The organism is Acidithrix sp. C25, assembly GCF_904848545.2.
This window is the reverse complement of the sequence record NZ_CAJHCI020000002.1, coordinates 467,714-480,176: the sequence shown is the minus strand read 5'-3', so window position 1 is coordinate 480,176 and position 12,463 is coordinate 467,714. Positions and strand designations below refer to the sequence as shown.

Annotated in this window: 11 protein-coding genes; 8 read left to right on the top strand and 3 right to left on the bottom strand. The window is 47.7% G+C overall.

All coding sequences use genetic code 11. The annotated features are described in order from the left end of the window. Nucleotides 1–393 precede the first annotated feature (393 nt). The 5 genes from def to ribH all read left to right on the top strand — a co-directional run bounded on the left by def (nt 394) and on the right by ribH (nt 4,404). Complete coding sequence (gene def / locus ACIDITHRIX25_RS95275; RefSeq protein WP_052606274.1) at nt 394–891, top strand: peptide deformylase; 498 nt, start codon at nt 394–396, stop codon at nt 889–891. Beyond that, nucleotides 891–1,808, top strand: coding sequence for a methionyl-tRNA formyltransferase (fmt, locus tag ACIDITHRIX25_RS95270; RefSeq protein WP_201733165.1), 918 nt, complete (start codon nt 891–893; stop codon nt 1,806–1,808). The genes def and fmt overlap by 1 nt, the downstream gene beginning before the upstream one ends. A 30-nt stretch (nt 1,809–1,838) precedes the next feature. Next, the gene (locus ACIDITHRIX25_RS95265; protein ID WP_052606272.1) at nt 1,839–2,417 is read left to right on the top strand and encodes a riboflavin synthase; all 579 of its coding nucleotides are present in this window, start codon (nt 1,839–1,841) and stop codon (nt 2,415–2,417) included. Nucleotides 2,418–2,475: 58 nt separating this feature from the next. Beyond that, on the top strand, nt 2,476–3,690 hold the full coding sequence (locus tag ACIDITHRIX25_RS95260) for a bifunctional 3,4-dihydroxy-2-butanone-4-phosphate synthase/GTP cyclohydrolase II (protein WP_052606271.1): 1,215 nt from the start codon (nt 2,476–2,478) through the stop codon (nt 3,688–3,690). A gap of 243 nt (nt 3,691–3,933) precedes the next feature. Continuing rightward, the gene (gene ribH / locus ACIDITHRIX25_RS95255) at nt 3,934–4,404 is read left to right on the top strand and encodes a 6,7-dimethyl-8-ribityllumazine synthase (RefSeq protein ID WP_052606270.1); all 471 of its coding nucleotides are present in this window, start codon (nt 3,934–3,936) and stop codon (nt 4,402–4,404) included. Between the two features lie 345 nt (nt 4,405–4,749). On the opposite strand, the gene ribD is transcribed toward ribH, so the two are convergent. Together ribD and ACIDITHRIX25_RS95245 are read right to left on the bottom strand one after the other, a co-directional pair. Continuing rightward, nucleotides 4,750–5,760 carry a bifunctional diaminohydroxyphosphoribosylaminopyrimidine deaminase/5-amino-6-(5-phosphoribosylamino)uracil reductase RibD gene (gene ribD / locus ACIDITHRIX25_RS95250; RefSeq protein ID WP_160291851.1) on the bottom strand — a complete coding sequence of 337 codons (1,011 nt, stop codon included), beginning with the start codon at nt 5,758–5,760 and terminating at the stop codon, nt 4,750–4,752. A 41-nt stretch (nt 5,761–5,801) separates the two neighbouring features. After that, nucleotides 5,802–6,281 carry a MogA/MoaB family molybdenum cofactor biosynthesis protein gene (locus ACIDITHRIX25_RS95245; protein ID WP_052606267.1) on the bottom strand — a complete coding sequence of 160 codons (480 nt, stop codon included), beginning with the start codon at nt 6,279–6,281 and terminating at the stop codon, nt 5,802–5,804. 630 nt (nt 6,282–6,911) lie between these two features. Here ACIDITHRIX25_RS95245 and fdhF point away from each other — a divergent pair. The 3 genes from fdhF (at nt 6,912) to hisG (ending at nt 11,361) form a co-directional block, all read left to right on the top strand. After that, nucleotides 6,912–9,875 carry a formate dehydrogenase subunit alpha gene (gene fdhF, locus ACIDITHRIX25_RS95240; protein WP_201733164.1) on the top strand — a complete coding sequence of 988 codons (2,964 nt, stop codon included), beginning with the start codon at nt 6,912–6,914 and terminating at the stop codon, nt 9,873–9,875. 4 nt (nt 9,876–9,879) lie between these two features. After that, nucleotides 9,880–10,287, top strand: coding sequence for a helical membrane plugin domain-containing protein (locus tag ACIDITHRIX25_RS95235; protein ID WP_201733163.1), 408 nt, complete (start codon nt 9,880–9,882; stop codon nt 10,285–10,287). Between the two features lie 198 nt (nt 10,288–10,485). Further along, complete coding sequence (gene hisG / locus ACIDITHRIX25_RS95230) at nt 10,486–11,361, top strand: ATP phosphoribosyltransferase (RefSeq protein WP_052606263.1); 876 nt, start codon at nt 10,486–10,488, stop codon at nt 11,359–11,361. 613 nt (nt 11,362–11,974) lie between these two features. Here hisG and ACIDITHRIX25_RS95225 read toward each other — a convergent pair. Continuing rightward, entirely contained in the window at nt 11,975–12,346 is a 372-nt protein-coding gene (locus tag ACIDITHRIX25_RS95225; RefSeq protein WP_052606262.1) for a hypothetical protein, read from the bottom strand. Between the last annotated feature and the right edge of the window lie 117 nt (nt 12,347–12,463).

The window sequence follows — 12,463 nt, the reverse complement described above, 5'->3', positions numbered from 1 at the left end:
TCGTTCTTGGGGTTTGTCTTGTTTAGGTTTGTGTTTAGGTGCGTGTCATTAGTTTTCTCGGTTATATACAAAACGAGAACTCAACTTCCTCCATGATCTTACTCTTTGCCGATGGTCTATATTGGCTGAAGTTAAAGTGGCCCTAATTTAGCGAAATGGGGCAGCTGCCTTACTTTGGTTTGACTAGTCGGTAAGTCCAAGAGGCAGTGTTTAATCGAGCGTTTCTCAAACCTCACTTTGTGGGGTGTTTTGTACAATAGCATTGGCCGTGAGCTTCAAAGGAGATGTTTGTAACCTTTTGAAAGCATCAGCTCGGTTATAATCGTTGAACTTTGAAGAACGCGAAGGTCGGTTGGTTTCAATAGCGACACGAAGCGGACTAGGATGTAAGTTGTGTCTAAACTTCCGATTCGTACCTATGGTGATCCAGTTTTACGTCAACGAACTAAGGCGGTCGACACTATCGACGGTTCGATTGCACGCCTTTGCGAAGAGATGATCGAGGTAATGCGCATCGCACCCGGTGTAGGGTTGGCTGCGAACCAAATAGGTATATCCAAAAGCATCTTTGTCTATGACATTGGCGATGGTTCTAGGGTTGTTCTAAATCCCGTAATCACCGAGACCTCCGGCGAATGGACCTACGAGGAAGGGTGCCTTAGTGTGCCCGGGTTGTTCTGGCCGATTACTCGTCCCAAAGTGGTTCATTTGGAAGGGATCGACCTAAACGGAGATCCCGTATCTATAGAAGGGGACAACTTATTAGGTCGCGTATTTCAACACGAACTTGATCACCTAAACGGTGTATTGCTTGTTGAACGGTTAGATCCTGATCAATTAAAGGCTTCGAAGAAGGAACTTCGTAAGCTCGCACTCGAAAGTATGAAATAGTGGCAAATAAAAATGAGTTCAGTAGCCTTTCTAGTAATCCAAAGATTGTCTTTATGGGTTCACCCCAAGAGGCCGCAAGCGTCTTAGAGCACCTTATCGAATCGAATATGACGCCGGTTTGTGTAGTCACTAATCCACCAGCTCGACGCGGCAGAGGAAAGGCGATCTCGCCCACGCTCGTTGAAGAAGTTGCACTTGTCCATGGCATCAAAGTTCTTTATGATCCGGTGGAGTTGGTTGATTTTGACTTCGACCTTGGAGTGGTGGTTGCCTTTGGAAAGATCCTTAGTGATGAGATTCTGGAGCTTGCTCCTTTTGTCAACATACATTTTTCGCTGCTACCAAGGTGGAGAGGTGCCGCTCCGATCGAGCGGGCAATTCTTGCCGGAGATGAAAAGGTAGGGGTGTGCCTAATGGAGATCGGCCCTGGCCTTGATGAAGGTGATATCTTTGCCCAGTCGGAGTTGATTCTATCGGGTGATGAGACCTCTCAAGAGCTAAGAGAGACACTTACCGAGATAGGCGCCGAGCTATTGGTCGATCATCTTTCTAAGGGTAGCGAGGGTTTCTCACAAAGAGTTACGCAGAATGGTGAAGTGACTTACGCTAAGAAGATTACCTCTGACGACCTCCATTGCGACTTCAACTTGGATTCTGAGGCTAATTTCAAGATCGTTAGATTGGGTGAGGCCTGGACGACGCTAAAGGATAAGCGCGTCAAGATCATTTCAGCGCGGCCTATAGAGATCGATGCGCTCGATGATGATGATCCGGGAACGATAGTTGATGATATCGTAATCTGTAATCCAGGTGGCCTACTTTTGTTAGAGGTGCAGCCTGAGGGGCGAAGGGTGATGACTGCGTCTGATTGGTTGCGTGGAGTTAGAGTCGGCTCTAAGAAGTTATCATTTCAGTAGCAGCTATCAATCATTGGAGTTGATGATTTAATGTTTACCGGTTTAGTCCAAAGTATTGGCTCTGTGGTTGGAATAGATTCTTCAAGATATATCTTTCAATGGCTCAACCGAGGCAAAGGCTTTGAAATTGGTGAATCGATTTCGGTGGATGGTTGTTGTTTGACTGTGGTGGATTTCAGTGATGAGACCTTTAGCACCGATGTTGTTTGCGAGACTCAATCTAGGACAAAGGTACTGACCTACACCTTGGAGACAAGGGTAAACCTAGAAGCTGCCATGCTCGCCAGCGATTCAATTGGTGGCCACTTTGTTTTAGGTCACATTGATTCAACCGCCAAGGTGCTAAGCGCTGGCGAGAGATTTCGCATTGAAATCTCACCAAGCGACGCCCTCTACGTCGTCGAAAAGGGGTCTATCGCTATCGACGGGGTATCTTTGACCGTTGCTGGAAATGGCGAGGATTGGGTTGAGGTAGCTTTGATCCCTCACACTCTTTTAGTCACAACTCTTGGAGATCGAGCGCCGGGCGATCTTGTCAACATAGAATTTGATGTTTTGGCTAAGCACGTATCTCGAATTGCCAGCGCGCAGTTTTCGGCAGTTAGATAGCTTTGCCGATTGTATTTGGCTTGTGCCAAGTTTATTTTTTCGTAATTGAGGTTTTGTTGTGCCGTTAGCTGCAATTGAAGAGGCTATTAAAGCCATCGCACGTGGAGAGATGGTGGTGGTGGTCGACGATGAGGATCGTGAGAATGAGGGCGACCTCATTATGGCCTCCCAATTCGTTACCAGCGAAGCGATAAGCTTTTACCTAGAACATACCTCAGGTCTAATCTGTGCCTCGATGATCGGTAAGCGCCTCGACGAGCTAGACCTTCCTCTGATGGTTCATGAGAACACGGAATCTCAAAGAACTGCCTTTACCGTTACCGTGGATGCGGTGCACGGAACCACAACTGGCATATCTTCTTCTGATCGAGCAGCAACTATTCAGGCGTTGGTAAATCCTCTAACAAAGCCGAGGGACCTGGCTCGACCTGGCCATGTGCTGCCGCTACGATATCGCCAAGGTGGGGTTCTCAAGCGTCAAGGTCACACTGAGGCGGCTGTCGATTTGGCGATTTTGGCAGGACTTGCTCCTTCTGGTATTCTCTGTGAAATTGTCACCAGTGATAAATCGGCAATGGCACGTTTTGATGAGCTGGAGTCCTTTTCGACAAAGCACGGCCTTGTAATGATCTCTATTGCAGATCTTGTTCGGTATAGGCGAAAAAACGAAAAATTAGTTCGTCGGGTCGATGGTGCGTCGGCTAAGATCCCGACAAAATACGGTGATTTTGTCGGATATGTCTTTGAATCACTGCTCGATGGCGAAAGCCACTTTGCCCTTACGATGGGTGAGATCGATCCAGATGTAGCAACTCTCGTGCGTGTTCATTCGGAATGTCTCACAGGGGATGTCTTTGGCTCGATGAGATGCGACTGTGGTCCGCAGCTCGATAGTGCTCTTGAGATGGTCGCAAAGGCGGGATCAGGGGTAATTGTTTACTTGAGGGGCCACGAGGGGCGCGGAATTGGAATCGCGCATAAGATTCGTGCTTATTCTCTACAAGATGAGGGCTTCGATACCGTTGATGCCAATCTGGAGCTTGGACTTCCAGTTGATTCGCGAGAATATGGCATTGGAGCTCAGATATTGGTGGATCTTGGCGTCGGAAAGATGCGGCTGCTCACTAATAATCCCGCCAAATACGGAGGTTTGGCCGGTTTTGGCCTTGACATCGTCGATAGAGTTGCACTAACGACCTCTCCTAATCCGTCAAATATTGAATATCTTCGGACTAAGAAGAGTCGCATGGGTCACCTGATCGAAGGTATATGATCGACTCAATTCTGCGAGAGTGGTCGCAGCATTTTTGGGTCGTGACGTTTTAGGCCAAAGCGTTTTGGGTCAAAGCTAGCCTGTGCAAAATGGTTTTTTGAGCGCTTTGACAGTTGACTTTGACCCTTGATGGAGCAAAATTAATCGAGCAAAATTGACAGCACAATGAATTTCGATGACTCCATAACTGCGGTCATCTGTCATAATTTGGATGAATAGTCCACAAGGTGAAAGGAAGCTCGAATGGGAGCTGTTTATTTAGGTACATATGAACCTCCGAAGTGGCGAGTGTTGATTGTGGCGTCTCGCTTCAACGAGCTGGTTGTGGATCCATTGGTTGAGGGCGCCAAGCGTTGCTTGGTTCGTCATGGAATGGATGAAGCCAATATTGACCTGGCCTATGCACCCGGAGCAGCGGAGTTGCCTTTGCTGGCAAAGGTGGGGGCTAAGAGCGGTCGCTACGGAGCAATTATCTGCCTTGGTGCAGTGATTCGTGGAGCTACGAGCCACTACGACGTTGTCGTCTCCTCCATGGCCTCAGGTATATTGAACGCCTCGCTTGAGAGTGAAGTCCCAGTGATTATGGGTGTTCTTACAACGGATAGTATTGAACAAGCTCTTGAGCGGGCGGGAACTAAGGCCGGAAATAAGGGATTTGATGCAGCGATGGCGGCTCTTGAGATGCGCTCGGTGATGGACCAGATCCAAAGCTGACGCTGATGGACTTCTATTTTTTGTAAGAGTCTTTAGCAAGAGATTGAGAACAGCTGCAAGAGATCGAGAACAGCTGCAAGAGACTAGTTGCCAGGGACTGAGGAAAGCGCTTTTTGGCTCAACGACAAATCAAGGTGTCGTTGCATTCTTTGGCAATAGTCTCACCAAGGCAACTTTAGGAGTCAACCAAGAAATCTAAGGCTTGATTGTTGTGGTGAGAGACTTGGACAGATATAAGTTGCACTGGCTTGGTTATCATTTAGTGGGCTTTAAGACTTTCTGATCGGCGAAATTTAATTTCTGGATTTTCCCATAGTGATTGACGAATCAAAGCGGATTACTGTCTTAGTGGTTCGTTGAAGCTGTTACGACTTCTTGGATGAGCTTCGTGGTCTCTTTTGATTGGACAATTACCTCTATGTCACCCCTATGAGTTCTAGTATCGAGGTGATCAAACTCATAGGCCATGGCCATCGTTAGCGCACCTTGGCCCTCGAAGAGTCGCAGACCTTGCCCACCTCCTAAAACTTTAGGGGCATAGAAGATGTGTAATCTGTCGATCAGGTGCTGATTGAGAAATTGATTTGCTACGTGTGCGCCTCCCTCTATCATTGCCATGAGGTTGCCTTCTTTGCCTAGTTCGCTAAGTAGATCTTTGATATCACCACTAAATGACCTAGCGGGATGGACTTTCGCATTTGGTGGGATCGCTCCGAGTACTACTCGTAGGGGCGAGCGTCGATTTTCTAATCGAACTGTGAGAGATGGGTCGTCGATTTTAAGGGTTCCAGATCCAGCGATTATCACGTCGCTGTCGGCCCGAAGTTCTTGCACTGCCAGACGGGATTCCTCGTTGGTGATCCATTTGGAGGTTCCGTCACTTGCGGCGATGTATCCATCTAAGGTAGATGCCAACTTGACCAATGTCATTGGGCGTCCCAACTTCCTAGAGATTAGATATCCAACTAGATCCATTGCGACCTCTTTAGCGCGGACACCGACGCAAACTTCAATCCCGGCTTCACGAAGGATCTTTATTCCACTTCCAGCAACTCTTGGATCAGGGTCGATTATTCCGACCACGACTCGTTCTATTCCTGATGAGATGATTCGCTCGACGCACGGGGGAGTCTTACCATGGTGTGAGCATGGCTCTAGTGTTACCCAAAGGGTTCCAGATCGGGCTCTATCACCCAGTTTGTCCAGCGCCACAATCTCGCCATGGCGATCGCCAGGTGCTTGAGTCGACCCGCTTACAATTTCATTGTCGTAAGTTTGTATTATCGCTCCCACCCATGGATTTGGTCGGGCAATGATTCGAGAATCGCAAGAGGCTGCGATGGCAAGACGCATCATTTGGTCGTCTTTGTCGCTCCAGCTGTTAGTGTCGTCTTGGCTCATGGTTTAGTTGGGTGAGGATTCGCAGGGTCCTCCAAAAGTGCTAGAGCATGTCCTAGATGATCGATCACGGCTTGAAGGTTTTCGGTCGCACCCTTTGGGGAGCCCGGTGTATTTAAAATGAGGCTCGATCGATAAATACCTGATTTTCCTCGTGAGAGCATCCCCAAGGGGTTAGCTGCGCGCATATATTCGCTAAAGCCTGGTGCTTCCCGTTCGATTACGAGAGCCGTACCCTCGGGAGTCTGGTCTCGTTTGCTAAATCCTGTGCCACCGGTGGTTACAATGAGGCCATGAAAGTCTTTTGCTAGCTCCAACAGGTTCGAAGCTACAACGTCTCTTCCATCTTCACAGACGCGTCGCTCGATAACTACGAAGTCGTTATTGATTAGGAGTTCTTCAATTGCTAGCCCCGATAGATCTTGTCTGGCTCCGCTCGCTACTCCATCTGATACAGTGAGAATCTTCGCTTCTTGCATTTATTAAAACCTCCTTGGCTACACCCTAGTAAATGGAGGTGTTCGGTGTGGCCAGACGGATGGATCGACGAAATAACCTTCTAACTATAGATACCAAAGACGCCACTGTTTGGTCAGATTTCTTGACTTAGTTGTTAGTTGAATATAGGACGATCGCAGCTCACTTGACTCGACAACTTGTATCAGGTGGGTTTCGGTCCGCCGTTGTTGTCGCTTGTGGGCGCAAAGAGGTGGGCGTCGAAACATCTCGTTGCCCTGCGATTAGATTGCCCAGTTGTATGGCAATTTCTGTCGCACCCCTTGTACAAGATGTGACCAGGGTGTCGTTTAGCTGAGATAGATATAGATTTAGTATTGTGGTGCCGAGCAACGCTTCGCAATTAGGTGATACGTCATTTCGGGTCAAAGCTACCTATTTCTAAGCAACCTTCGGTAGCTCTAGACGGTAATTTGGTCTCTGAAGAGGTCGTGAGATTTGGCTTTGGCGACCTTTGGGTCACTGGACTGTATGGATTGTCAGATAGCCGGCCAGTTATCGCCATTAGCCGAAATGATTTTTGGTGCCCATCTGGAATTTTGGCTCCCTATTGACTCAGTAATCGTAAATTTATAGATGTAGGCTTGGCTACTATGGAATATGGTCAAGAGATTTCGATTACGATAAATGGTATTGAGGCGACCTGTCGAGTTGGTGAGTTGCTAATAGATGTAGTCAATCGTTACAAGCAGACGTTGCCTCAGATCTGTTACAACGAAGTGTTGGGTCCAATTCGGACATGTGATACATGTTTTGTTGAGGTTGATTCAAAGCTTGTACGAGCATGCGATACCCGAGTTAGCCACGCCATGGCCGTGTTGAGTGATTCTCCAAGTGCTAAGGCGGCTCAAATAGAAGCAATCTCTCGTGTTTTGCATAATCACGACCTCGCATGCACCTTATGTGAGAACAATAACGGCAATTGCGTAATCCATAACACGATATCGGCTTCTGGGATTAAGCACCCAAAGTATGAATTTGAAGCTAAGCCATATGAGATTGACGCTTCTCATCCCTTTTATCGATATGATCCAAGCCAGTGTATCCTCTGTGGTCGCTGCGTAGAGGCTTGTCAGGATCTCCAGGTCAACGAGACCCTCTCGATCGATTGGAGTTTGGAACGGCCACGTGTCATATGGGACGATGGTGTATTGGCCGGTGAATCTAGCTGCGTAGGATGTGGTCACTGCGTTACGGTTTGTCCATGTAATGCATTGATAGAAAAGTCGATGCTTGGTGAAGCCGGGTTTCTTTCTGGCCTACCTTCTTCGTTGACTACCCCAATGATCGCACTTACAAAAGCAGCCGAACCAGCTACTGGAATTCAGTCGGTTATGGCTATCTCGGAGATGGAATCTCGGCTTCGAGGGTCGCAGATCAAAAAGACCAAGACCGTATGTACCTATTGTGGAGTCGGCTGTAGCTTTGAGGTATGGACCAAAGGTCGCAAGATCCTAAAAGTGGAACCGAGCGATGGTCCGACAAATGCCGTATCTACCTGCGTAAAAGGTAAATTTGGATGGGACTACATAAATTCCAAGGAACGACTTACTACTCCGTTGATTCGAGATGGCGAGGGTTTTCGTGAAACGAGTTGGGATGAGGCTATATCCTATATAGCCCGACGCATGAGAGAGATAAAAGGTGAAGCCGGAGCCGACGCATTGGGCTTCATCTCATCTTCAAAGTGCACCAACGAAGAGAGTTACCTCATGCAAAAGTTGGCTCGTGCGGTTGTTGGGACCAATAACATTGACAATTGCTCTAGATACTGCCAGAGTCCAGCGACGATGGGACTCTGGAGAACGGTTGGAATCGGAGGCGACTCTGGTTCGGTGACCGATATAGAGGCCGCGGGGCTGGTGATAATCATTGGTTCAAATACAGCAGAGAGCCACCCGGTGATCGCGACGCGAATAAAACGTTCACATAAGCTCAAGGGTCAGCGGTTGATAGTCGCGGATCTTCGTCGTCATGAGATGGCCGAGCGTGCAGATATCTTCCTTCATCCAAAACCAGGAACCGATTTGGTTTGGCTCAGTGGGGTCACTAGGTATATTTATGAAAATAACTTAGCTGATCAGGAGTTCCTTACGTCAAAGGTTGAAAACCTAGAGAACTATATCGCTAGCCTTGAGCCTTTTGATCTAGAGACAACCTCAAATATTACTGGAATCTCAAAAGAGACACTCATAGAAGTGGCTAATGAGATCGTCAGCGCCAAGGGCGTCGTAATCTGTTGGGCAATGGGCGTTACCCAACATAATGGGGGCTCAGATACCTCTACGGCGATCTCTAACTTACTTTTGATCACTGGAAACTATGGAAAACCAGGGTGTGGTTCCTATCCATTGCGTGGACATAACAACGTTCAAGGTGCCTCTGATTTTGGATCGATGCCAGCGATGATGCCAGGCTATGAAAAACTATCTGATCCTGTTGTAGTGGCCAAGTGGGAGCGACAGTGGGGCGTCGGTCTACCAAAGACGGCTGGTCTCGATAACCATGAGATGGTGGACGCCATCCATGGCGGTTCCCTAAAGGCCCTATATTTGATCGGCGAAGATATGGGTCTTGTCGATGCTAACATTAACCACGTCCAGAGCGCCTTTGAGAAGTTGGAGCTCTTTGTTGTGCAAGATATCTTCTTTTCTAAGACTGCGCAATTTGCAGATGTAATTCTGCCAGCGAGTCCGAGTCTAGAGAAAGAGGGAACGTTCACAAATACCGAGCGTCGCATTCAGCGACTTTATCAAGCGTTAGAGCCATTGGGTGAGTCACGCCCTGACTGGAAGATTATAACTTCAATTGGGAATGCGCTTGGTGCCAATTGGAGCTATGGCTCGCCCGAGGAGATCATGGACGAGGCATCTAGGTGTGCCGAAATCTTTGTCGGTGTTACCTATGGGGCGCTGGAGGGATTTTCATCGCTTCAGTGGCCGGTAAAACCAGATGGAAGCGATACCCCCGTCTTGTTTTTGGATGGTTTTGCCTTTCCATCTGGAAAAGCTCAACTCTATCCACTCGAGTTCATTGAACCAAGCGAAGTGACTGACGATGAATTCGACTTACACGTCAACAATGGCCGCCTCCTGGAGCATTTTCATGAGGGGAATATGACATATAAGTCTCAGGGAATTTCATCTAGAACTCCAGGTACTTTCTTGGAAGTATCTCCCGAGCTGGCTAAAGAACGAAATCTTAGCGATGGGAGTGTTGTTCGACTTACCTCTCGCCGTGGAGCGGTAAAGGTGTCGGTTTTGATTAGTGACCGGGTTCATGGGCGCGAAGTTTACCTGCCCATGAATTCTCAAAGTAATGAGAGCGCTATCAATGCACTTACCTCGTCTCATACAGATCGAGCTACTCATACCCCTGCATACAAAGAGCTAGCGGTCAAGATGGAGGTTTTGTCGGCTAAAGGTAAGTCTCCACTTCCTAAAAATAACTTTCGCAATGGTGTGAGGAACCCCCAAATGGGAGTTTTGGTAGAAAGCAAATGGGAGCGAAGCGACTACGTAGAGCCTTCGCAACCCAGAAAAGATGGAGGGTTATAATCCAATGGCCAAGGCGATTGAAAATTACAAACCAGAATTTGATGAAAAGCTATTGATTCAAGATGAGCTGGCACGTCTTGTGGAGAACCTCTCAACCTCAAAGGTCACTGAGTTGTTGAATGCCCTTTTAGAGAATGGACCGCAGTCGACAAGTGTGATTGTGGAGAAGATGAATAATCCATCGACTCGACAAGGAATTGAAAATTTGGCTCGTTTTTTAGGATTGGCAGGACAACTCGATCCGAAGTTGCTCCGGGGCCTCCAAAGTGGTCTTTCGGCTACTTCGGAGATCCTTGGATCTAAGCGTCCTCCAACATTTATGGAATTGTTTAGAACGATGCGAAGTGCTGAGGTGAGAAGAGGAATCGCCATGGGACTTGCTTTTGTGGCTGGCATTGGTTCAAAGTCATAAAGTGAAAGTCATTTGAGGCTTACCTGATGGACCATCACCTTTGTATTTGTTTGCATTCAAAGAGGGTGAATCGTTGGTTTGGTTGAGTTCTTTGGATATTGGCGAAACATCCACAAATCAATTGCTCAAGGTTACTCTTGGTCAGATCCTTGACGGCTAGGGTTATTATCGATGAGTTTGAATAAAGTAGAGGTTTGAATGCTAAAGGTTGTGCTTCCAAAGGGATCGTTGGAGAAGGCGACTCTGGAGCTATTTGGAGATGCTGATCTAGTTGTTGAGCGTTCATCGGAGGTGGACTATCGAGCTAGCGTCGACGACCCAAGGATCGATGAGGTTCGAATCTTGCGACCACAGGAGATTCCAACCTATGTTGCCGATGGCCTCTTTGACATAGGAATTACCGGTCGAGATTGGGTTGAAGAGACCTCGAGCACGTTGGTGAGTATTGGAGAGCTGAGATACTCAAAGGTCACTACTAATCCAATTCGAGTTGTGCTGGCAGTTTCGGAATCTTCAGGAGTCAAGTCGGTCTCAGATCTCAAAGACGGCGTCAGGGTGACTACCGAGTACCCGAATTTGACTCGACGATATTTCGAGGACAAAGGGATTGATGCAGACGTATTTCTTTCTTATGGAGCGACTGAAGCTAAAATTCCAGATATAGCCGATGCTGTGGTAGAAATCACTGAGACCGGAAGGGCTATCCGCGCGGCAGGACTGCGTATTATCGATACAGTTTTGGTCTCGTACACTGAACTTTTGGCTAATCCAATTGCTGCTGCTGATCCGGCTAAAAGGCACGCGATGAATCAGCTCTATACCCTCTTGTCGGGAACGCTTGCTGCAAGGGGTCAAGTCTTACTCAAGCTGAATGTGGGTGGATCGGATCTCGAGAAGGTAATTTCTCTAATTCCATCCATGAAGGCGCCTACGGTGGCAGAACTCTTTGGTCACGCTGGTTTTGCGGTCGAGACGGTCGTGCCGCGCAAGGGGATTAACACCTTGATTCCAATGTTGGTAGACGCAGGTGCTACCGGCATCTTGGAGCTTCCGCTCTCTAAAATTATCCCGTAGTGCTTCTTTTGATTGACGATAAGGTAAGGTTTCGGTCGCCGCCTCATCCCTAGCTCCATTGTTGGGCTGAATTTACCTATATGGGTGCTTTTTGATTTTGGGCGGGGTACAACTCTCGTCTTGTAGCCGTGTGGCGTTAAATTCACGATAAGTTCCCCTGTGGGGATGGGAGATTTGCAACGGCATCCATTGTTCTGTGGCGTGCAATCCTTGGACGTGTAGACATAGTGGCGAAGCCGACTTGATTTAAGCTTCAGCTCGTCTTTTGGCTGTAACTTTGGCTATAACTTAGGCTACGCCATCGATTTCTTGCGGCCATCTCTAGTGGTGGAGTACTTGTGCGAAATCAGGGGTCGGCCATGGTTATCTTGATACCAATTTTGATGTCCATTTATCGAGAGTTTTTAGGCGCGGATTCCGATTGTTTTTTCTCTATATGTTATGTGAATGGATGCAAGTGTGCTATCTATGGTTCGGCCAATGTTTGTAGGGCAGGATTTGTTATGGATCGGCGAATTTGTCATTTTGGCTATGGTCTTGATCTGAGTCTCAGGTGAGCATATTGCTTTGCTGAAACTCAGATCTATTAGGTATTAGCAGCTCCGTGGAATCGCTACTGGAGCGAAGACATCTGGATAAATGCTAGGCGAAGCTGTGCTAGGGCATCAGTTAGTTCTGGCTCGTATTCTCCAAGTCTACCTTCAAGTGAGGTTACAATACCAGCTAGTGCGTCAATGGCAAGAGATGCGCCAATTAGATTTGGTGGCTGATCTGAAAGGTGTATTGCGGCAAGTTCGAAGAGGCCATAGCAGTGATTTGCCACGATTACCGCTGGATCGGCTTTTCTAATTTGATCTGCCAGCTCCTGTGTTTCGTCCTTTTTTTCCTCGGCATTCTTCAAATCTCCCATTTGCTGTGGCGCCGGGGTTTCATTTTGTTCTGTTTTCGGGGTGTATTCACCATCAGGTGTCCAAAGCGTACTCATTACCGATAGACTAATAGCACTATTCTTTGCAAGTGCTAGCTTCGGCTGCCGCCTTGATGAATCTTATTTCATCGGGCTCGACTCAGTTCGGCATAGAGTTCGCTTGATTTATTGAGC

Excerpts from the sequence above, each read along its gene's own strand:
- ACIDITHRIX25_RS95265 (WP_052606272.1), top strand. The coding sequence starts at position 1,839 with ATGTTTACCGGTTTAGTCCAAAGTATTGGCTCTGTGGTTGGAATAGAT.
- ribH (WP_052606270.1), top strand. The coding sequence starts at position 3,934 with ATGGGAGCTGTTTATTTAGGTACATATGAACCTCCGAAGTGGCGAGTG.
- ribD (WP_160291851.1), bottom strand. The coding sequence starts at position 5,760 with ATGATGCGTCTTGCCATCGCAGCCTCTTGCGATTCTCGAATCATTGCC.
- ACIDITHRIX25_RS95245 (WP_052606267.1), bottom strand. The coding sequence starts at position 6,281 with ATGCAAGAAGCGAAGATTCTCACTGTATCAGATGGAGTAGCGAGCGGA.
- fdhF (WP_201733164.1), top strand. The coding sequence starts at position 6,912 with ATGGAATATGGTCAAGAGATTTCGATTACGATAAATGGTATTGAGGCG.
- ACIDITHRIX25_RS95235 (WP_201733163.1), top strand. The coding sequence starts at position 9,880 with ATGGCCAAGGCGATTGAAAATTACAAACCAGAATTTGATGAAAAGCTA.
- hisG (WP_052606263.1), top strand. The coding sequence starts at position 10,486 with ATGCTAAAGGTTGTGCTTCCAAAGGGATCGTTGGAGAAGGCGACTCTG.
- ACIDITHRIX25_RS95225 (WP_052606262.1), bottom strand. The coding sequence starts at position 12,346 with ATGAGTACGCTTTGGACACCTGATGGTGAATACACCCCGAAAACAGAA.